The organism is Xanthobacter sp. DMC47 (genome assembly GCF_056313845.1).
In genome coordinates this window covers 1,363,958-1,383,299 of the sequence record NZ_JBQUZM010000004.1, presented here as the reverse complement: position 1 = coordinate 1,383,299, position 19,342 = coordinate 1,363,958, and the positions used below count along the sequence as shown (strand labels likewise).

Below are 19,342 nucleotides of genomic sequence, written 5' to 3'. Positions count from 1 at the left end.
CGTTCCGCCGAGATTGCGGCGAAGAGGTGGCGGCGCCATGCCGCACGCGAGGGGCTCCCGTGCGAGAGCCGGCGCAAAGCGCAGGGCGTCTTTACCCGAAATCAGCTACATCTGGCCGAGAAGATAAATCAACGGCCTGAAGCCGGTTTTGGGGCGCACCCCGACGCCCGCTATCTACGAGGTTCGACGTGACACTGCCCCGGGATTGCGCCGGCGCCATGGTTCGTTCCGTTCGCCGCTCCGGCGCGGGAGTGAGGGCATGAGCATCCAGGCGGCCGCGCAGCGCCCTGCCACCCACCTGCCGGTCTCGGCGGTGAAGGGCCTCATCGCCATGGTCTGCTCCATGGCGCTGTTCATCACCAACGACACCTTCATGAAGCTCGCATTGCGCGAGGTGCCCCTCAGCGAGGGGCTCGGCCTGCGCACCGCCATGGTGAGCTTCCTGTTCTTCGGGCTGATCGTGGCCTCGGGCGATCTCCTGGCGCTGCGCTACATGTTTCGGCGCAGCGTGCTGGTGCGCTCCTCGCTCGATACCGTGACCACCTTCGTCTACGTCGCCGCGCTGGCGGTGATGCCCATCGCCTCCACCACCACCATCTACATGGCGACGCCGCTCATCACCACGGCGCTGGCCGTGCCGCTGCTGGGCGAGAAGGTGGGCTGGCGCAGCTGGTCGGCGATCATCGTCGGATTCTGCGGGGCGGTGATCGTGACGCGGCCCGACCCCGCCACCTTCAGCCTCATCGCCCTGCTGCCGCTCATGGCCGCCCTCACCGGCGCGGCGCGCGACATCTCCACCCGCAGCATCGGGCCGGAGATTCCCGGCGCGGTGGTGGGCCTCACCGGCTCCGTGGTCTTCTGCCTCGCAGCCGCTCTGCTCGCGCCGTTCGAAAGCTGGAAGGTGCCTTCCACGCCGGTGCTGGCCTATGTGGTCGCGTCCGCCGTGGCGTTTGGCGGCGGCACGCTGATGCTGGTGTTCGCCTTCCGAAACGCGCCCATCGCCTCCCTCTCGCCCATGCGCTACCTCCTCGTGTTCGGCGCGCTTGTCTCGGGCTACTTCGTGTTCGGTGATCTGCCGGATGCGTGGACCAGCGTCGGCATGGTTCTGGTGGTGGGGGCGGGGCTCTACGCCATCCAGCGCGAGCATGCGAAAAGCCGTGCGGCGCGGCGCGCGGCGCAGGACGAGCGCAAGCTCACTGCCGTCGGTCTCGCCACGGGCAGCTGCCAGCCGGCCGCAGCCTGCGCGCCGTCTCGGGACTGAAATCAGATCGAAAGAGAGGACGGCGGGCGCGTCAGCCGCGCGGGCGGTATTCGCCGGTGGCGGGATCGCGCTCCAGCCGCACCGTCTTCAGGTCACCGGCCTCCGCCTTCCGGCGGCGATCCAGGGCCTCGTTGATCCGGCGCGTCTCGGACGAGATCAGCTTGGCGAGCGCCACGGCGCCGATGGCACCCAGGGCAACGACGACGAACGGCGGCACGGCGGGAAACTCCGGTCAGGGGGCGCGATTGTGCGCCCCATGCTCCGTACGTCAGCACGTCGTGATGGCGAAAACGTGCCGCGGCCGCCCGCTCAGGCGGCGAATACCTTGTAGCGGCGCGGCTTGAGGCCGACTTCGGTGCCGGGCGCGAGGTCCTGGCCGTGGGGCACTGCGGCTTCCACCACCACCGGGCCGGAACTGCCGCTGAGTTCCACATCGGCACGCCGCGTCGGGCCGAAGGTGCGCACGGAGAGCACCTTGCCGGAGATGGCGGTCGATGAGGGGTCCGCCAGATCCACGTCATGCGGCCGCGCGAGAATGCGGGCCGGCCCGTCGGCGACGCCCTGCGGATCGAGGCCAAGCGGCCGGCCACCGAGATAGAGCGCGCCGCCCTTCACCTCGCCGGGGAGCGCGATGGTCTCGCCGATGAAGTCGTGGACGAAGGCGGTGGCGGGATTGTCGTAGACCTCGCCGGGGGAGCCCACCTGCTCGATCTTGCCATGGCCCATCACCACCACACGGTCGGCCAGCTCCAGCGCCTCTTCCTGATCGTGTGTGACGAGCACGGACGTGACGGGCAGTTCCTCGTGCAGGTGGCGGAGCCAGCGGCGCAGCTCCTTGCGCACCTTGGCATCGAGCGCGCCAAACGGCTCGTCCAGCAGCAGCACCTTGGGGGAGATGGCGAGCGCACGGGCGAGCGCGACGCGCTGGCGCTGGCCGCCGGAGAGCTGGGCGGGGTAGCGCTCGGCCAGCCAGTCGATCTGCACCAGAGAGAGCAGCTCGTTGACCTTCTCGCGGATGGCCGCTTCTGGCAGCTTGTCCGCACCCCGGCGCACGCGCAGGCCGAAGGCCACGTTCTCGAACACGTTCATGTGCCGGAACAGGGCGTAGTGCTGGAACACGAAGCCCACATTGCGCTCGCGCACCGAGCGGGAGAGCGCATCCTCGCCGTCGAACCGGACTTCGCCGGAATCCGGCCATTCGAGGCCGGCGATGATGCGCAGCAGCGTGGTCTTGCCCGAGCCCGAGGGGCCGAGCAAGGCGACCAGCTCGCCGGTGCGGATGGTGAGGCTCACATTGTCGAGCGCGGCAAAGGTCTTGAAGCGCTTGGTGACGCCGACGACGTCGATGGTCATCTGTCTTCCTCGGCGAGGCGGTGTTCGAGAATGGTCTTGGCGATCAGCGTGACGAGCGCCAGCAGCGCCAGCAGGGACGCCACCGCGAAGGAGGCGACGAACTGGTACTCGTTATAGAGGATCTCGATGTGCAGCGGCATGGTGTTGGTAAGCCCGCGCACATGGCCGGACACCACCGAGACCGCGCCGAATTCGCCCATGGCCCGCGCGTTGCAAAGCAGCACGCCGTAGAGCAGCGCCCACTTCACGTTGGGCAGCGTCACCCGGAAGAAGGTGGAGAGGCCCGAGGCGCCGAGCGAGATGGCCGCCTCCTCCTCCGCCGTGCCCTGTTCCTGCATCAGCGGGATCAATTCGCGCGCCACGAAGGGGAAGGTGACGAAGATGGTGGCGAGCACGATGCCCGGCAGCGCGAAGATGATCTTGATGTCCCACGCCTGAAGGTAGGCGGCGAACAGGCCCTGCGAGCCGAACAGCAGCACATAGACGAGGCCCGCCACGACAGGCGAGACGGAGAAGGGCAGGTCGATGAGTGTGATGAGGAAGGTCTTGCCGGGAAATTCGAACTTGGCGATGGACCAGGCGGCGACGAGACCGAACAGCAGGTTGGCCACCACCGAGATCGCCGCGACGATGACCGTGAGCTGGATGGCGGCCAGGGCGTCCGGAGAGACGAGCGCCGCCACATAGGCCTGCCAGCCCCGCTTCAGCGCCTCGTAGAATACCGTCACCAGCGGCAGGCCGATGAACAGGCCAAGGAAGGCGAGGGCGATGACGGTGAGGGCAATCCGCACTGCTCGCGGCTCGGTGCGCACCGGTCGGCCGCGATGCGTGGCATAGGTGTGGGACTGCTCCAGTGCCGAGGGCAGGCCCTCGCTGGCGCCGTGAGCAACGGCATGGCCGGAGGTCTGATCGAGGGCGTTCATCCGTGCTTGCTCCCGCGCAGCTCCGCCCAGCGCTGCAGGCGGTTGATGATGAGCAGCAGGAGGAAGGAGGCGACCAGCATCACGGTGGCGATGGCGGTGGCGTCCGCGTAGCGGAACTCCTCCAGCCGGATGACGATGAGCAGGGGCGCGATCTCCGATACGCCCGGCAAATTGCCGGCGATGAAGATGACGGAGCCGTATTCGCCCACCGCCCGCGCGAAGGCAAGGGCGAAGCCGGTGAGCAGCGCCGGCCAGACCGAGGGCAGCACAACGCGGATCAGGGCCTGCGTGCGCGTGGCGCCGAGGCTCGCGGCGGCGTCCTCCAGCTCCTGGTCGAGGTCCGCCAGCACCGGTTGCACGGTGCGCACCACGAAGGGCAGGCCGATGAAGACGAGGGCGACGAGGATGCCGAGCGGGGTGAAGGACACCTGAATGCCGAGCGGCGCGAGCAGCGCGCCGACCCAGCCGTTTTCCGCATAGAGCGAAGTGAGCGCGATTCCGGCCACCGCCGTGGGCAGCGCGAAGGGGATATCGATGAGCGCGTCCACCACCTTCTTGCCGGGGAAGTCGTAGCGCACCAGCACCCACACCACGATGGCGCCGAACACCATGTTGATGAGGGCCGCGACGAAGGCGAGGCCGAACGACACCTGCAGCGCATGGAGCGTGCGCGTCGCCGTGACGATGGCGATGAAGCGCTCCAGCGACAGTTCGCTCGTCTTGATGAAGAGCGCCGACAGCGGCAGCAGGACGATGAGCCCCAGCCACGTCAAGGTGAGGCCCAGCGTGAGGCCGAAGCCCGGGATCACGCTCGGCTGCCGGAATCTGAGGCGGGACGATGAGGCGCTCATGGAAGGCTTATAATCCGGCGACGCTTCTGCGTCGCTCGTTCTAAAGGCCGCGGCCACCGCCCTCAGGATCGAAGGTGGCGGCCGCAGGATGGATGGTTGGCAGGATCAGTTGCCGGTGATCTGGTCGAACACGCCGCCGTCGGAGAAGTGCGTCTTCTGCGCCTTCTGCCAGCCGCCGAAGACCTGATCGATGGTGAACAGGTCCACCTTCGCGAACTTGTCCTTGTACTTGGCCGCCACCTGCTCGTCGCGCGGGCGATAATAGTTCTTCGCCGCGATCTCCTGGCCGGCCGGGGTGTAGAGGAACTTCAGGTAGGCTTCGGAGATGGCGCGGGTGCCCTTCTTGTCCACCACCTTGTCGACCACGGCCACCGGCGGCTCGGCGAGGATGGAGACGGAGGGGGTGATGATGTCGAACTTGTCGGGGCCAAGCTCGTTCACCGAGAGATAGGCCTCGTTCTCCCAGGCGATGAGAACGTCGCCGATGTTGCGCTCGACGAAGGTGACGGTGGCGCCGCGGGCGCCGGTGTCCAGAACGGGGGCGTTCTTGTAGAGCGCCTTCACGAAGTCCTTGGCCTTGGCCTCGTCGCCGCCGTTCTTCTTCAGCGCGTAGCCCCAGGCGCCGAGATAGTTCCAGCGGGCGCCGCCCGAGGTCTTCGGATTGGGGGTCACCACCTTGATGCCGGGCTTCACCAGATCGTCCCAATCCTTGATGCCCTTGGGGTTCCCCTTGCGGACCAGGAAGACGATGGTGGAGGTGTAGGGCGAAGCATTGTCCGGTAGGCGCTTCTGCCAGTCTGCGGCGAGGTAGCCCTTCTCGGCGATGGCGTCGATGTCGTAGGCGAGGGCCAGCGTCACCACGTCGGCCTCGAGCCCGTCGATGACGGAGCGTGCCTGCTTGCCGGAGCCGCCGTGCGACTGATTGATCTTCACCGTGTCGGAGGGGTGAGACTTCGCCCACTCGGCCGCGAACGCCTTGTTGACGTCCACATAAAGCTCGCGGGTGGGGTCGTAGGAGACGTTCAGCAGCGTGATGTCCGCTGCGGCGACGGCGCCGGCCGAAAGCGCGAGCGCCGTGGCGGCGGCAAGGCCGGTGCGCAGGAACGTGCGGCGAGACGACATGGGAAGACCTCCGGCGAGTTCGTTCGTCATTTAGATCAATCGTTCGATATGACGAACAATTGCACCCGCCTGACGACTGGTCAACCCATATATCACAAATTCGATGGAATTAAATTCAAATCCCATCGCCAAAATGGATACCGCATTCGGTCTTTGCCTTGCCCCGCCAGCGACCGGCGCGAGGGTCCTCGCCCGGCTGGACGCGGGAGGTGCAGGGCATGCAGCCGATCGAGGCGAAGCCGTGCTTCTCCAGCGGATGGCGCGGCAGTCCGTGGGCGTCCATGTAGCCGACGAGTTCGTCACGGCCCATGGCGGCGAGGGGATTGAACTTCACCCGCTCCCCGTCCTGTTCCACCAGGGCGATGGCGGTGCGGGTCGAGGCCTGGTAGCGCTTGCGGCCGTTGAACCATGCGCCGTAGGGGGCGAGGGCCCGCGCCAGCGGCTCAACCTTGCGCAGGGCGCAGCAGGCGTCCGCATTGTCCGACCACAGGCCCCGCTCCGGATCGCGCGCGGCGAGCGCGGCGGGATCGGGCGAGAAGGTCTGCACGTTGGTGAGGCCGAGGTGGCCGGCCAGCGTGTCGCGATAGGCCAGCGTCTCCTCGAACAGGTGTCCGGTATCGAGGAAGAGGATCGGGGTCGCCTGATCCACCTGCGCAATCATGTGCAGCAGCACGGCCGATTCCGTGCCGAACGAGGACACCGCGGCGATGCGGCCGGGAAAGGCCGCGAGGCCGGCGGCGATCACGTCCAGCGGCGAGGCGTTTTCCAGCCGCGCGTTCAGCGCGTCGAGATCGAGGCGGGGAGCGGCCCGCTCAAGGGCGTTCATCTCAGATCATCCCTCCGCACGCGCGACACGCACGTCGCGGGCAGTGGCCCGCCCGTCGCCGGTCGGCTGGTAAAAGTGGGAATAGGTGGCAAGCGCCTTGTTGAAGGCTTCGGCGTCAGCCGACTTTTCGAAGGCGAAGGCATCGAAGCCGGCGCGCGCCATCATCAGCGCCTGGTCGCGCAGCACGTTGCCCACGGCGCGCAGCTCGCCCTTGAAGCCGTAGCGTTCGCGCAGCAGACGGGCCTGGCTGTAGGCGCGGCCGTCGCGGAACTTGGGGAAGGTCAGCGCCACCACGGAGAGGCGGGAGAGGTAGGGCTTCAGCTCCGCCACATCCTTGTTGTTGGGCCACAGCACGCCGATCTCGTCGTTGCGCGCGACGAGCGCGTCGGCCTCCTTCAGGAAGCGCTCGGCGGAAACAAGCACCGGCCCGTCGGGCAGGGGCGCGTCATCGGCGACGGCGGTGAAGAGGTCCGCGGCGGGCGCGCCGTTCTTAACGAGGGGCATAGGCGCGCTCCTTGAAGGGGTCGATGCCGAGCCGTTGGACGGCGGCGATGAAGGTTTCGGCGGGCGAGGTGCGCAGGTCGAGATAGGTTTCCACCAGTCGCTCCACCACGTCGACCACCTCGCCCTCGGACACGGCCGGGCCGATCAGTTCACCAATGCGGGCCTTGGAATTGCCCTTGCCGCCGAGGGTGATCTGGAAGAACTCCTCGTCCTTCTTCTCCACCCCGAGGATGCCGATGTGGCCCACATGGTGGTGGCCGCAGGCATTGATGCAGCCGGAAATATTGAGATGCAGCCGGCCTATGTCGGCGATGCGGGCATCGTCCGCGAACCGTTCGGTGAGCTTCTGCGCGACGGGAATGGAGCGCGCATTGGCCAGCGAGCAGTAATCAAGGCCGGGGCAGGCGATGATGTCGGAGATGAGCCCGACGTTCGGGGTCGCGACGCCGATGGCCTTCAGCTTCGCCCACAGGGCCGGAAGATCCTTCTGGCGCACATAGGGGAAGGTGAGGTTCTGCTCGTGGGCGACGCGGATCTCGCCATAGGCGTACTGATCCGCGAGGTCGGCGATGGCGTCCATCTGGTCCGCCGTCGCGTCGCCGGGCGGGCCGCCTACGGGCTTCAGCGACAGGGTGACGATGGCGTGGCCCTTCGCCTTGTGTGGGGCGACGGAATTGGCGTGCCAGCGGGCAAAGTCCGGATCGGCCAGCGCAGTGGTCAGCGCCGCCGGCGCGTCGTCCAGATCTTCCAGCGCGGGGTTCAGGAAGCGGTCGCGGATGGCGTCGAGGGCCGCCGCGTCCAGCTTCAGCGCGCCGTCGCGGATCTCGGCCCATTCGGCCTCGACCTTCTGCGCGAAGGCTTCGGCCCCCATCTCGTGGACCTGGATCTTGATACGCGCCTTGTAGATGTTGTCGCGCCGGCCGCCCAGATTGTAGGTCCGCAGGATCGCTTCCAGATAGGAGAGCAGGTCCTCCTCGGGCAGGAAGTCGCGGATGGTCTTGCCGATATAGGGCGAGCGGCCGAGCCCGCCGCCTACGCTCACCTCGAAGCCGGTTTTGCCGTCGCGCTTGTGCAGGCGCAGGCCCACGTCATGGACACGGATGGCGGCGCGGTCGTGCTTCGCCGCGGTGATGGCGATCTTGAACTTGCGCGGCAGGTAGGTGAATTCCGGGTGCAGCGTGGACCACTGGCGGATCACCTCGGCATAGAGGCGGGGGTCCTCCACCTCGTCGGCGGCGGCGCCGGCCCACGGGTCGGTGGTGGTGTTGCGGATGCAGTTGCCGGAGGTCTGGATGCCGTGGATGCCCACCTCGGCGAGGTCGGCCATGGCGTCCGGCAGCTCGGCGAGCTTGATCCAGTTGAACTGGATGTTCTGCCGCGTGGTGAAATGCCCGTAGCCCCGGTCATACTTGCGCGCCACAGCCGCCAGCGCGCGCAGCTGGCGCGCCGAGAGGGTGCCGTAGGGGATGCACACCCGAAGCATGTAGGCGTGGAGCTGAAGGTAGACGCCGTTCATGAGGCGGAGCGGCTTGAACTCCTCCTCGTTCACTTCGCCCGCGAGGCGACGTTCTACCTGATCGCGGAACTCGGAGACGCGCTCCTGAAGAAACGCGCGATCGAACTCGTCATAGACATACATGATGGGGCTCGGGGCTCGATATCGGCAGATGCGGGAGCGGCGGTGCGCTGGCCTCAGGCGGCCGCGGAGGCGCCGGCCGGCAACGCGACGGTGGGGCCGCTCACACGGATGCGCTCACGCAGGTTCGCCGGCTCGATCGTGCCATCCGCAGCGATGCGGACCGGGGCCGGGTAGGCGCCGACGGCTGTGTTCTCGTCGCCATGGGCGATGTCGAGCAGGCGGAGTACGTCCTCGCTGGTGGAACCCACGGCCGCCGCCCCGATGCTGTCGGTCCAGCCGCCGGCGGGGCTCAGCCACACCACCGCGCCATCGGCGAGCCGGTTGGCGGTGACAACTGTGGGGCCGGCGATCTTCAGCTTGCGCTGCAAAGGCGAGGTCATGGCGTGCTCCGTGCGCCCCATATTCCCAACTCACAGCGGGAGAGCGCTAATTATCCAGAAAACTTATGTCTTAATCTAAATTACCGCGTTTTGATGCGCAATAGGGAAATAACCCACACACGACATTGTAAAATCGACTGAATTAGTAGACTTAAAAGGTGCGCGGTTCCGCCCCTCGGTCCGGCTTGCTGCGCGCGGGTACCTTTGGCAGCTTGGCGGGATGGCCCGCGCCCGCGCGGCCAGACAAGAATCGTCCGAGGAACAGCCCATGACGCCCGAGAACAGCCCTGTCCGCCTCGATATCGCGGACGGGATTGCCCGCATCCGGTTCAACCGTCCCCACGTGTTGAATGCGCTGGACGAGGCGTCCGTGCTGGCCCTCGCGGCGGCGGTGGACAAGGTGAGTCGAGACGAAACCGTGCGCGTCGTGGTGCTCTCGGGCGAGGGGCGGGCGTTCCTCGCCGGCGGCGATGTGGCGCGATTTCACGCGGCGGGGCCGGATGCGCCCAAGGTGGTGAGCGCGATCATCGAGCCGTTCCACCACGCGATTCTGGCTTTGGCCGCCATGCCGGCGCCGGTGATCGCCAGCCTGCACGGCGCAGTGGCCGGGGCGGGTGTCTCGGTGGCGCTGGCCGCCGACCTCGCCATCGCTTCCGACGACATGAAGATGACGTTGGCCTACACTCGCATCGGCACCTCGCCGGACGGCTCCTCCACCTTCTCGCTGCCGCGGGTGGTGGGGCTGCGCAAGGCGATGGAGATCGCGCTTCTCTCCGACACGGTGGAGGCGGACGAGGCGCTGCGGCTCGGCCTCGTGAACAAGGTGGTGCCGGCCGCCGAACTCGCAGCGGAGACCGACAAGCTGGCGAAGCGCCTCGCCGAGGGGCCGACGCTGGCCTATGGCCGCATCAAGCACCTGTTGCGCTCGTCCTTCGGCCACAGCCTCTCCGAGCAGCTCAATGCCGAGCGCGACGCCTTCATCGCCAGCGCCCGCACCGAGGATTTCGCCGCCGGCGCCAAAGCCTTCGTGCAGAAGACGCCGCCGCGCTTCGAGGGCAAATGAGCTTCGAGGGCAAGTCTGGCCCGCCCGGCACCGGCTTTTGCCCGCGCCAGCTTTGTGGGCTAGATAGGGGCGGATAGCTTCGGACCTCCCGTGCGCCTACTGCCGCTCGCCTTCACGCTCCTCATCGCCACCATCCTCGGGCTGGGCGTCACGTGGTTTTCCGTGACCCACTCGCGGGGGCTCGACAGCGTGCGCGTCGGCGCCTGGGAAGGCTGGCCGCGGTCCGGCACCTCGAAGGCCGACCCCTATGCCCGTGCCTTCGTCGCGCGGTCGGGGGAGTTGCCGCTGGAACTCGCCGACGGCCTCGTCTTCCTCGCCACCACGGATGATGCCGGCAACCCGCTGGACGGGCGCTGCGAGACCCGCATTGTCGGCGTGCTGCCGCAGGCGCGGCTGTGGACGCTCACCGTCACCGACCAGGACGGCAATCTCATTCCCAACGACGCCGGGCGCTTCGGCTTCACCAGCGCCGAGGTGGTCTATCGCGACAACGGCGCCATCGACGTACGGCTCTCGCCCCGCGCGCGCACCGGCAACTGGCTGCCCACCGGAGCTCGGCCGCGGCTGAAAGTGGCGCTGCGGCTCTATGATGCGCCCTTCTCCTTCACCTCGGGCGCCGATGCCGCCGTGCTGCCCCGCATCACGCGGGAGGCCTGCCTGTGACCACCCTCGGTGATCTGCGGGGGGAGGCATCCGAGGTCGCGGCGCGCGGCGGGCGGCTCATCGGCCGCTGGTTCTCGCGGCTGCCGCGTCCGCACGTCGCGCGGCCACGCTTCGTGCGGCCGCGCCTCGGCACGCCGGGGCAGCTTTTGCTGTTCATCGCCTTCTCGGTGGTGCTGGGCGCCATCGCCCATATCGTTTCCATCCTCGCCATGCCGGCGCTGGCCGAGCGCAACGCTTATGCGCGGCTCTCCGAATTGATGGAATCCAACGTGCTGACCCTGCTGCCGGACCCGACCCCGCAGGAGCAGGCGCTGCCCATGACGGACCCGGCCTTCATCTCGGCCGTCTGTCTTTATGATTTGTCGGGGGCGCCGCTGAAGGTGCGCGTGCCGGCGACCGCCGACTACACCTCCGTCTCCTTCTACACTTCGGAGGCGCTCGCCTTCTATGCGCTGAGCGACCAGGCGGCCGGCAAGGTGATCGAACTGGACCTGATGACCACCAAGCAGAAGGCGGCCCTGCCCGAGGATGAAGAAATCACCGCCGCCGACCGGCTGGTGATCGAATCCCCCTCGCGTGAGGGGATCGTCGCGGTGCGCGCGTTCGTGCGCGAGCGCGGGATGCGGGAACTGGTACGCCGGCAGCTCGAAGCCGCGACCTGCGCGCCGTTGAACTGACGCGGCGTTTGCCGGAATTCAGTGGCTGAGGCGCGGCCGGAAGAGGGAGCCCGTCTCGGGCGTCGGTCCGGGCAGCGCCGAGACGTGCCGCTCGATGCGAACCACCGGCAGGATGACGATCTCCGCCCCTTCCGGTCGGCTGGTGCCGCGATCCGGGCGGGACGATCCGCGCCGCGCCGGCTGGCGGGCCGTGTCGGGAAACGCAATGACCGTGTTCATGCCCTGATCCTCCATCGAGAGCCGTGATCACAACGTCGCAGCGGTCCTTATGGTTTCGTGAAGCTTAACGTTTGGTGAACCGGCCGTTAAGGAAGGGGCGACCCCTCCTAGTCCACCAGGTCCAGAAAGTGCCGCCCCGCGCGGTCCTCGATCTCCAGCACGAAGATGTCGGGATCGAACTTCGCCTCCCGGGCGATCCGGGCGTCGGCATCCGCCTCCGGGCTGCCGGGTGCGACCAGGACGGAGAACCTGCGGTCCGCCGGGAAGGCGTCATCGAAGGCGGTCTGCGGCGCCGGGCCGTAGAGCGCGGCGGTGCCGTCGAGACGGGCCACCTTCACGAAGATGGCGCCGGCTTCCTCCGCTCCCTTGCGCAGCAGGGCCGCGAAAGCCCCTTCCACCTGGCAGCGGCGGATGAGGGCGGAGACGAAGATCGCGCTCTTGAGGCGCATTCAGGGACGCGCCATCAGTTCAGCGCCATGCCGGAAACAGCGCCCAGTTCGCGCACCAGCTTGTCGGTAATTTCGCCGTCGGCGGTCAGGTTGCGATCGCGCTGGAAGCGCACGATGGCCGCCCGGGTCTCGCCGCCGGGCCGGCCGTCCACCTTCAGCGGGCCGTAGCCGAGCTTCGCCAGCGCCTTCTGCACCGACAGGATGCGCGGCGAGGCACCCACGTCCGCCGGCGGGCGCACGGCCCCGGTGATGTCTCCGGCCGGCGCGAGCCCGGCGGGCGGACGGGCGGGAGGCGGCTCGCTGCGGGCATCGGCGGAGCGCGCGCCGGTGGCCGGGACAAGCGGGGCAGCGGTGCCCGTCACCGAGGTACGGATGGAGAGATACCCGAGCGAGCCGCTGGTGGCGCCGCCCGCGGGCGCCGGGGCGGAGGCGGTCGCGGTTCCCGTGCCCGTGGCTGTGAGCGGGACGGTGGTGTGGTTGATCTTGCCGGCTCCGGCCGGACGCGCCATGGGCAGCGGTGCGCTCGGCGGCGCCGTCTGAAGGACGAGGACGTTAGCGAGGAAGGCGCCGCTGCCCGCCAGCGCCACCAGCGCCGCCATCACGTCGAGACGGCGCAGCCGGCGCGCCTGCCGCGCGGTCTCCTCCGCCTCGGCGGCCTCGGCGAGTTCCGGGGGCGCTGCGTTTGCGGTGGCCGTTTCCAGCTTCATGCTGTCCTCTTTGCCCGTGTGTCTTCGATCCGCGCCGGAAACGGCGCAATGACCCCCTGTCCCTGTCCCCTCGCTTCAGCTGTTGCCGCCACCGGCAGGCTCACCGAAACGCTGGTCCCCCGGCCGAGCGCGCTTTCCACCCGCACGTCGCCGTCATGCAGCTTCACCAGCCCCTTCACCACTGCGATGCCGAGGCCCGAGCCGCGTGACTTCTGGATGCAGTCGCCGGCCTGGAAGAAGGGTTCGCCGAGGCGCGCCACATCCTCCGGTCGCATGCCGGGGCCGGTGTCGCGGACGCGGATGATGAGTTCGTCTCCCTGCAGCCGCACCCCCACCTGCACCCGCCCGCCGGCGGGCGTGAACTTCACCGCATTGGAGAGCAGGTTGAGCACGATCTGGCGCAGGGCGCGCTTGTCCGCGTCGAGCAGGGGCAGGCGCGCCGGCACCTTGGTCTTCACGCTCACGCCGGTGCGTTCGGCATCGAGCGCCACCATCTCGGCGCAGCCGGCGACCAGGGCGCCCACATCCACCGCCTCGCGTTCCAGCACATAGGCGCCGGCCTCCACCCGTGACAGGTCGAGGATGTCGTTGACGAGGCCGAGCAGGTGCTGGCCGCTCTCGTGGATGATGCGGGCATAGTCGGCCTTGCGGGCATCATCCAGCGGGGTGCCGGTGGGCGTGGCGAGCAATTCGGAGAAGCCGAGGATGGCGTTGAGCGGCGTGCGCAGCTCGTGGCTCATGGCGGCGAGGAAGCGGCTTTTCGCGGCATTGGCGGCCTCTGCCTCGGCGCGGGCGCGGGCGGCAGCGTCGGCCTTCTGCCGCTCCGCCTTCATCTGCTCGGTCTGCGCCTGCTGCCAGGGGGCCCGCCAGGAGACGCGCACCATGCCGCCCCGCATGGCGCGGCACCGGACCTCGGCGGCGAGGAAGGCGGGCGCGCCGTCGCCGGCCGCATCGCAGCGCAGGCGCAGCTCCAGTGTCGCGGCACGGCCGCGCGAGGCCGCTTCCACGGCGGAGAGGAAGGCGGGACGATCGGCTACCAGGACGCGCTCGAACAGGGCCATGCCCTCAAGGGCCGCGACCGGCGATGCTGCGAAGGGGCCGCCCTGGCGCTCCACCCGCACCACCTCGCCGCGCGGGCCATGGCAGGTCACGAGCAGCATGTCCGATGGTGGAGCGGCGCTCGCCTTGGTGGCGGCGCGGGAGAGGCCGCCCGCCACCGCTGCGAGGGCCGCGCAGACGAAGCCGCTGGCGAGCAGGGTGGTGGCGTTGAGAAGGCCGCCGGTGGCAAGGCCCGAGACCTCGGCGAGCAGCACCAGCCCGCCGGAGCCGAGACCGAGCAGGCCGAGGCCGCTCAGCACCGCGCCGGTGAGCCGGCCGAGCCCGGCAAGGCGCGGCAGCGCCTCCCGGTCCCCGCCGTCGCGGGCCGGGACGGGCCGCGCACCGGCCGCTGCATCGCCGAAGACGTGAGCCACGTCGCCCCCTGTCAAGTGCCGTAATTCGCCAGCGCGCGTCGCCGCCCTGGCATGACGTTTCGCAAAATCCTGCCACGGCGGGCTTTAAGCGAACGCTAAGCCGGCGCGGATCGCGCGCCGTCAGCGTTAACGATGTCTTGAAAAGTCGGGGCATGACCGGCGCGCGGCGGCTCACGCGCGGACGCGCCGGTGGTAATGTCGAAGGGTGCGAATTCAGCTTCGCGGCCGTTTCACGAGGGAGCGATGTTCTTCCTGTTCCGCCTTGCCTTCTGGGTCGGCCTCGTCCTGCTCCTCCTCCCCTTCGGCCTCAAGGGCACGGACGGGCGGGACGTGAGCGTGTTCGACGCCTTCGGCGCCGCCCAGGCGCTGGTGGCGGACCTGCGCGGCTTCTGCGATCGCCAGCCTCAGGCGTGCGCGGTGGGCGGGCAGATGGCCGGGCACCTGGTGGAGAAGGCCCAGGTGGGCGTGCGCTGGGTTTATGAGTCCATCGGCCATCACGAAGGCGCTCCTCCCGCGCCTGTCTCCGGCGCGGCACCGGCCCAGCCGGCCAAAGGCTCGGCGGAGAAGGGCAGTGCCCTCGATCTGACGCCGCAGGATCTCATGCCCCTGTGGGGCGGGGGCGACGCGGCCAAGCTCGTGGTGCCGCAGGGCTTCCAGCCCGTGGCCGGACAGCCGGCGCAGACCATGACCCCGACGCCCCTGCCGCCGCTGCCGCCCCGCCGTCCGGCTTGAGGACGCCGGCACGAAGGCTTGCGCCGTGCCAATCCGGTACCATGTTCGGGATGTGGATTAGGCAGGCATTGCTTGCCGGCTGTGCTATGCTGCAGCGCAAGGACAGGCGGCCGCGCCTTTTTTCCCGGCCGTCAACTGGTGACGAGGAATTGGCCTCATGAACGCTGACGATCTGATTGCGGATTTCGAATTTCTGGACAATTGGGAAGACCGCTACCGGCATGTGATCGAGCTTGGCAAGAAGCTGCCGCCCTTTCCCGAGGCCGAGCGCAACGACATCAACAAGGTGCAGGGTTGTGCCAGCCAGGTGTGGCTGATCTCGCACGTGAAGCAGACCCCATCCGGCCCGCTGCTGGAGTTCGAGGGCGACTCCGATGCGCACATCGTGCGCGGCCTCGTGGCGGTGCTGCTCGCGCTTGTCTCCGGACGCACCCCCAAGGAGATCATGGAGACCGATATCCTCGGCGTGTTCCGGCAGATCGGCCTAGAGGGGCATCTGACGCCGCAGCGCTCGAACGGGCTGAGGTCCATGGTCGAGCGCATTCGTGGCCATGCCCGCAACGCAATGGCGGTCGCCTGACGCGGAACCGGCCGAGAGCGGCCGGCGTCACAGCCGGCCAAGCTCCATATCGGCACAGGAATAGCCGAGGCGGGTGAGGCCCTCCTCCAGATAATCCCCCACCAGCGGCATCCCGAGCAAATAGCGCGCGGCGGACACGTCGCGGCTTGCCGCCGCCTCGGCACGCAAGGCGTCCCAGGTGGAGACATCCTCGTCGCTGCGGCCGAGCCAAGCCAGGGTGACGAGATCGATCTGCTGGTCCTCGTTCAGCGCGGTGATGGCGCCGGCCAGTTCCTCGTCCACCGGGTCGTCGGGGTGGTCCTCAAGCACTTCGCGCATCCCGTCGTCCGGGCCGTCGGAGCCGGGATCGGGGTCCGTCACCGCATCCTTCGCGTCGCGGGCGCGGGCCTTGACGATGATGTAGCAGACGGTTTCGGGCGAGATGCTGAGGGTGACGAGATCGTCGTCGGGTGCTGCGTTGAGCGCCATGGGGGCCTCCTTGTCGCGGGGGGAAGCCCCGCGTGTCCAAGGGGAAATCGCCTGCCGCCGGCCTTGTTCCTCCCGGTGCCCGATCAGGGCACTGGGCGCACGATGACGCTGGCCGCGGCAAGGCGCTGGTAGAGGCGGCGCTGCCCGGCGACAGGCCACCACTCGTAGAGGAAGATTTCCATTGGCCTCCACAGGGCCACCCAGCCGAGGATGACCAGGCCCTCGGTCGCAAGGCTGGCGAGGTTTTCCAGCCGCGGCTCGGCGATGAGGCGGGCGATGCCGAGGCAGAGCGCCAGCACGAGGATGCCGATGGCAAGCGAGACGCGGCCGACCCGGAACAACTCGGACAGCTCCGCCGAAAGCGCCCGCGCCCTCAGGGCGAAATAGCCGCGGATGGCGTCGGGCAGGCCCGCCGCCTCGCTCGTTGCCGCCTCGTCGTGCGGCAGATGGACGACGATTGAGAGGGCCGCGCCACGTGGCAGCTCGCGTGCCCAGTCGACGATGAACGCTTCCGCCTCCGTATCGAGGTCGCGTTCCCGGAAGGGAAACGGGTCCAGCATATTGAAGAGCTGCGGAACCCGCTCGACGCGAATCTCGATGGGGAAGCCTGCGGGATCAGGCCCGGCTGCCGGGGTCACGGCGGAAGGTTCGGACGCGTCGCGCCTCAGCGATGGGTGCGGCGGGCGCGCACGCGCACCGGTACCATCTGCCTCTGCTTGGCGGCGAGCTGCGCAAGCGCAACCGCGGCAAGACCAGCGAGGACGAGGGCGGAACCGGCAACGAGGGACGACATTTAATCCTCCACCACCACGCCGGAGCTCATGTTTTCCGCACATTTCCGAAAGGATGGTGCGACCGATGCGCCGACGAACAATGTGATCTTACCCGGGTTCGCGCGCTTCGCCACCCGTTCAAATCAAGAAATGTTCCGTTTTGGCGCGATCGGAAGACCTGTCACGGCGATGTGAGGGGCTCAGAGCGGCGAGAGATAGGGGAGGGGGCCCGGGGAGAACTCCCGCCGCACCCGGTCGAGCCTCTCCACGGCGCGGCCGAACGATCCCCGCAAATGGTCCCGCAGGGCGTCCGCAGCACCCTCCACGTCCGCCGCTGCGAGACGCTCGGCCACATCGAGGTGCTCGCCGATAAAGGGCTCGCGGCCGTGGGGCTGGGGGGCGCGCGCATAGAGGAAGGTGAGGGCGACCAGCAGCGTCTGGCAGATGGCCAGCGCCTCCATCAGCGTGGCATTGCCGCAGCGGCCCAGCAGGCCGACGTGCAGTTCGTTCTCCAGCGCGCCGAGGCGGGCGCCGTCCACGGCGTCGGGATGGGCGGCGGCATCGCGCAGGTTTGCCCGCAGCGCCGCCACCTGGCCGGGAGCAAGGCGCGGGAAGGCGAGCCGCAGCGCCGCCGGCTCCAGAATGGCGCGCATTTCGAACAGCTCCGCCACATAGGCGGGCGTCAGCGCCGGGGCGTACCAGTGCAGGCGGCTGTCCTTGCGCACGACGCCCCTTTGGTTGAGCCGGGACAGGACCTCGCGCGCAACCGTGCGGCTCACGCCGTAATAAGCGGCGAGATGGTTCTCCACCACGCGAAAGGCGCCGAGCGCGGTGCGCGAGACCACCTCCTGTTCCACGTCCGCATAGATGCGTTGCCAGGTTGATTCGGGCGCGAGCTGGATCGGCGCCTCATCATTGACGCCCTTCGAGGAAACGGCGGGCGCTGGCCCCGCAAGGGGCATCACCTCGAAGCCGTGGCCGTCGCTGCGGCTGACCAGCCCCACCCGTTCCAGCCGCGCCAGCGCCTGCCGCGCCGGCGCGCGGGAGATGCCGAATCGCTCGGCCACGCGGGATTCCAGCAGCCGCTCGCCGGGGACGAGCGCGCCGGAGGCGATCTGCGCGGCGAGGATGTCGAAGGCACGTTCGTGCAGGCGCGGGGCGATGCCGGCCACGGGGCGCGCGGGGCCTTCGTCACCGGGCGTCGGCTTGGCCGGGGCCGCGGTGGCGGTGTCAGTCATCGCGTTCCGTCCGCTCACGCCTCTCATCCGTCGTTTCCGCCGCACCGGTCACGGCCCGGCGGCAAGGTGCCCCACCAACGGGCAAGTGCCAAGCTATCCAACGGGTTGCCCGATGGTTTGCCGGCTGACCCGATGCCGCACCAAGTGCGGTATGAAAGAAGTTTACACCTCTACTGTCCAGTGCATACATAAGACACTGAGTGGCGACGTCTGAGCGCCACCCCGAAGTTTGCCCCCAAGGATTGCCCTCATGTCCGCGCCTGCTCCCGCGCCCTCGCCTGTCCGCTCCCTCGAACGGCACCGGGAGGACGCGCTGTTCGCCTTCTGCACGGCGGCCCTCGCGGCGGCGGGGGCGGATCCGGCGAGTGCCGAGGCGGCGGCCCGCGCCATGCTGCACGGCTCGCGGTTCGGGGTGGACAGCCACGGTGTGCGGCTGCTCGACCATTATGTGACCGTCATCGAGGGCGGGCGGGTGAACGGTCGTCCCACGCTCGACTTCCGGGCGGGCGCGGCGGCGGTGGCGACGCTTGATGCCGGCCACGGCCACGGCGCGCGCGCTGCCTATGCGGCCATGGAACGGGCCATGGAAAACGCTGCCCTCTACGGCATCGGCGCAGTAGCCATCCGCAATTCGTCCCACTTCGGCGCTGCAGGGGCCTATGCGCTGGCGGCGGCGGAAAAAGGCTTCATCGGTCTCGCCTTCTGCAATTCGGACAGCTTCGTGCGCCTGCACGGCGGCGCGGAGCGCTTTCACGGCACCAATCCCATCGCCATGGGCGTTCCGGTGAAGGGTGAGGCGCCGTGGTTCCTCGACATGGCCACCAGCGCTGTCCCCTATAACCGCGTGCTGCTCTACCGCAGTCTGGAGCAATCCCTGCCGCCGGAAGTCGCCTCCGATGGCGACGGCTTCGACACCACCGATCCGCACAAGGTGGAGATGCTGGCGCCGCTGGGGGCGGCCTTCGGCTTCAAGGGGGCGGCCCTGGCCGGCGTGGTGGAGGTGTTCAGCGCGGTTCTGGCCGGCGCGCGGCTGTCGTTCGACATCGCGCCCATGGGCGGTCCGGATTTCGGCACCCCGCGCAATGTCGGGGCCTTCGTGATGGCGATGAAGCCGGGGGCCTTCCTGCCGGTGGAGGAGTTCGACGCCGCCATGCAGCGCTATCGGCACACCCTGCGCAATTCACGTGCGGCGCCGGGAGATATGGTGATGGCGCCGGGCGACCGGGAATGGAAGGTGGCAGACGAGCGCCGCCGGGACGGCATTCCCATCGATCCCGCCACCGCCGAGGCTTTTGACCGCCTCGCCGCGCGATTCGGCCTTACCCGGCCGAAAGCCGTTTAAGCTCAGGCCTTTCAGCCGAAGATGACCGCCGCGACGATGATGCCGTAGGCGGTGAGGAAGAGCAGGCTGTCCCGCAGGACCTGTCCGCGAACCGCTGTCA

24 protein-coding genes are annotated in these 19,342 nt (G+C 68.8%); 7 read left to right on the top strand and 17 right to left on the bottom strand.

From position 1 onward, the window contains the following. The first annotated feature begins 259 nt into the window (after positions 1-259). On the top strand, positions 260-1,261 hold the full coding sequence (locus tag ACT54R_RS18240; RefSeq protein ID WP_476328629.1) for a DMT family transporter: 1,002 nt from the start codon (positions 260-262) through the stop codon (positions 1,259-1,261). A 31-nt stretch (positions 1,262-1,292) separates the two neighbouring features. Here ACT54R_RS18240 and ACT54R_RS18235 read toward each other — a convergent pair whose 3' ends face one another. From ACT54R_RS18235 to ACT54R_RS18195, 9 genes are all read right to left on the bottom strand, one after another. Next, entirely contained in the window at positions 1,293-1,478 is a 186-nt protein-coding gene (locus ACT54R_RS18235) for a hypothetical protein (RefSeq protein ID WP_476328627.1), read from the bottom strand. A gap of 92 nt (positions 1,479-1,570) precedes the next feature. Then, positions 1,571-2,614, bottom strand: a complete 1,044-nt coding sequence (locus ACT54R_RS18230; RefSeq protein WP_168462000.1) for a sulfate/molybdate ABC transporter ATP-binding protein — start codon at positions 2,612-2,614, stop codon at positions 1,571-1,573. Beyond that, positions 2,611-3,537: a sulfate ABC transporter permease subunit CysW gene (gene cysW, locus ACT54R_RS18225; RefSeq protein ID WP_476328625.1), complete on the bottom strand. Its 927-nt coding sequence runs from the start codon at positions 3,535-3,537 to the stop codon at positions 2,611-2,613. The genes ACT54R_RS18230 and cysW overlap by 4 nt, the downstream gene beginning before the upstream one ends. Continuing rightward, positions 3,534-4,388: a sulfate ABC transporter permease subunit CysT gene (gene cysT / locus ACT54R_RS18220; RefSeq protein WP_168461998.1), complete on the bottom strand. Its 855-nt coding sequence runs from the start codon at positions 4,386-4,388 to the stop codon at positions 3,534-3,536. Before cysT ends, cysW begins: the two co-directional genes overlap by 4 nt. 105 nt (positions 4,389-4,493) lie before the next feature. Next, the gene (locus ACT54R_RS18215) at positions 4,494-5,510 is read right to left on the bottom strand and encodes a sulfate ABC transporter substrate-binding protein (protein WP_476328623.1); all 1,017 of its coding nucleotides are present in this window, start codon (positions 5,508-5,510) and stop codon (positions 4,494-4,496) included. A gap of 115 nt (positions 5,511-5,625) precedes the next feature. Further along, positions 5,626-6,336 (bottom strand): phosphoadenylyl-sulfate reductase, encoded by a 711-nt coding sequence (locus ACT54R_RS18210; RefSeq protein ID WP_476328621.1) that lies wholly within the window; start codon positions 6,334-6,336, stop codon positions 5,626-5,628. A gap of 6 nt (positions 6,337-6,342) precedes the next feature. Then, positions 6,343-6,840 (bottom strand): DUF934 domain-containing protein, encoded by a 498-nt coding sequence (locus ACT54R_RS18205; protein ID WP_476328619.1) that lies wholly within the window; start codon positions 6,838-6,840, stop codon positions 6,343-6,345. Next, positions 6,827-8,479, bottom strand: a complete 1,653-nt coding sequence (locus tag ACT54R_RS18200) for a nitrite/sulfite reductase (protein WP_476328617.1) — start codon at positions 8,477-8,479, stop codon at positions 6,827-6,829. The genes ACT54R_RS18205 and ACT54R_RS18200 overlap by 14 nt, the downstream gene beginning before the upstream one ends. A 53-nt stretch (positions 8,480-8,532) precedes the next feature. Further along, the gene (locus ACT54R_RS18195; protein ID WP_476328615.1) at positions 8,533-8,859 is read right to left on the bottom strand and encodes a DUF2849 domain-containing protein; all 327 of its coding nucleotides are present in this window, start codon (positions 8,857-8,859) and stop codon (positions 8,533-8,535) included. Between the two features lie 268 nt (positions 8,860-9,127). Between ACT54R_RS18195 and ACT54R_RS18190 the strand changes: the two genes are divergently transcribed. The 3 genes from ACT54R_RS18190 to ACT54R_RS18180 all read left to right on the top strand — a co-directional run bounded on the left by ACT54R_RS18190 (position 9,128) and on the right by ACT54R_RS18180 (position 11,262). Then, positions 9,128-9,922, top strand: coding sequence for an enoyl-CoA hydratase/isomerase family protein (locus tag ACT54R_RS18190; RefSeq protein ID WP_476328613.1), 795 nt, complete (start codon positions 9,128-9,130; stop codon positions 9,920-9,922). Positions 9,923-10,012: 90 nt separating this feature from the next. Next, positions 10,013-10,585: a DUF1214 domain-containing protein gene (locus tag ACT54R_RS18185; protein WP_168461992.1), complete on the top strand. Its 573-nt coding sequence runs from the start codon at positions 10,013-10,015 to the stop codon at positions 10,583-10,585. A gap of 113 nt (positions 10,586-10,698) precedes the next feature. Continuing rightward, positions 10,699-11,262, top strand: a complete 564-nt coding sequence (locus ACT54R_RS18180; protein WP_476329227.1) for a DUF1254 domain-containing protein — start codon at positions 10,699-10,701, stop codon at positions 11,260-11,262. 18 nt (positions 11,263-11,280) lie between these two features. Here the strand turns inward: ACT54R_RS18180 and ACT54R_RS18175 are convergent, their stop codons facing one another. The 4 genes from ACT54R_RS18175 to ACT54R_RS18160 form a co-directional block, all read right to left on the bottom strand. Then, positions 11,281-11,481, bottom strand: coding sequence for a hypothetical protein (locus ACT54R_RS18175; RefSeq protein WP_476328611.1), 201 nt, complete (start codon positions 11,479-11,481; stop codon positions 11,281-11,283). Between the two features lie 107 nt (positions 11,482-11,588). Continuing rightward, positions 11,589-11,930, bottom strand: a complete 342-nt coding sequence (locus tag ACT54R_RS18170; RefSeq protein ID WP_476328609.1) for a DUF1491 family protein — start codon at positions 11,928-11,930, stop codon at positions 11,589-11,591. A 14-nt stretch (positions 11,931-11,944) separates the two neighbouring features. After that, entirely contained in the window at positions 11,945-12,637 is a 693-nt protein-coding gene (locus ACT54R_RS18165) for a peptidoglycan-binding domain-containing protein (RefSeq protein WP_476328607.1), read from the bottom strand. After that, positions 12,634-14,109, bottom strand: coding sequence for a sensor histidine kinase (locus tag ACT54R_RS18160; protein WP_476328605.1), 1,476 nt, complete (start codon positions 14,107-14,109; stop codon positions 12,634-12,636). The genes ACT54R_RS18165 and ACT54R_RS18160 overlap by 4 nt, the downstream gene beginning before the upstream one ends. 243 nt (positions 14,110-14,352) lie before the next feature. On the opposite strand from ACT54R_RS18160, the gene ACT54R_RS18155 reads away from it, so the two are divergent. Beyond that, entirely contained in the window at positions 14,353-14,841 is a 489-nt protein-coding gene (locus ACT54R_RS18155; RefSeq protein ID WP_476328603.1) for a DUF5330 domain-containing protein, read from the top strand. A gap of 157 nt (positions 14,842-14,998) precedes the next feature. Then, positions 14,999-15,421: a SufE family protein gene (locus tag ACT54R_RS18150; RefSeq protein WP_168461986.1), complete on the top strand. Its 423-nt coding sequence runs from the start codon at positions 14,999-15,001 to the stop codon at positions 15,419-15,421. Positions 15,422-15,448: 27 nt separating this feature from the next. Here ACT54R_RS18150 and ACT54R_RS18145 read toward each other — a convergent pair whose 3' ends face one another. The 4 genes from ACT54R_RS18145 to ACT54R_RS18130 form a co-directional block, all read right to left on the bottom strand. Beyond that, entirely contained in the window at positions 15,449-15,889 is a 441-nt protein-coding gene (locus tag ACT54R_RS18145; protein WP_476328601.1) for a DUF3775 domain-containing protein, read from the bottom strand. An 83-nt stretch (positions 15,890-15,972) separates the two neighbouring features. Continuing rightward, entirely contained in the window at positions 15,973-16,527 is a 555-nt protein-coding gene (locus ACT54R_RS18140) for a hypothetical protein (protein ID WP_476328599.1), read from the bottom strand. 26 nt (positions 16,528-16,553) lie between these two features. Beyond that, a complete protein-coding gene (locus tag ACT54R_RS18135; protein ID WP_476328597.1) occupies positions 16,554-16,682 on the bottom strand; it encodes a hypothetical protein in 129 nt (42 codons plus the stop codon). Positions 16,683-16,862: 180 nt separating this feature from the next. Continuing rightward, positions 16,863-17,900 carry a GntR family transcriptional regulator gene (locus ACT54R_RS18130; RefSeq protein ID WP_476328595.1) on the bottom strand — a complete coding sequence of 346 codons (1,038 nt, stop codon included), beginning with the start codon at positions 17,898-17,900 and terminating at the stop codon, positions 16,863-16,865. A gap of 250 nt (positions 17,901-18,150) precedes the next feature. On the opposite strand from ACT54R_RS18130, the gene ACT54R_RS18125 reads away from it, so the two are divergent. After that, on the top strand, positions 18,151-19,242 hold the full coding sequence (locus ACT54R_RS18125; protein ID WP_476328593.1) for an Ldh family oxidoreductase: 1,092 nt from the start codon (positions 18,151-18,153) through the stop codon (positions 19,240-19,242). Positions 19,243-19,342 lie beyond the last annotated feature (100 nt).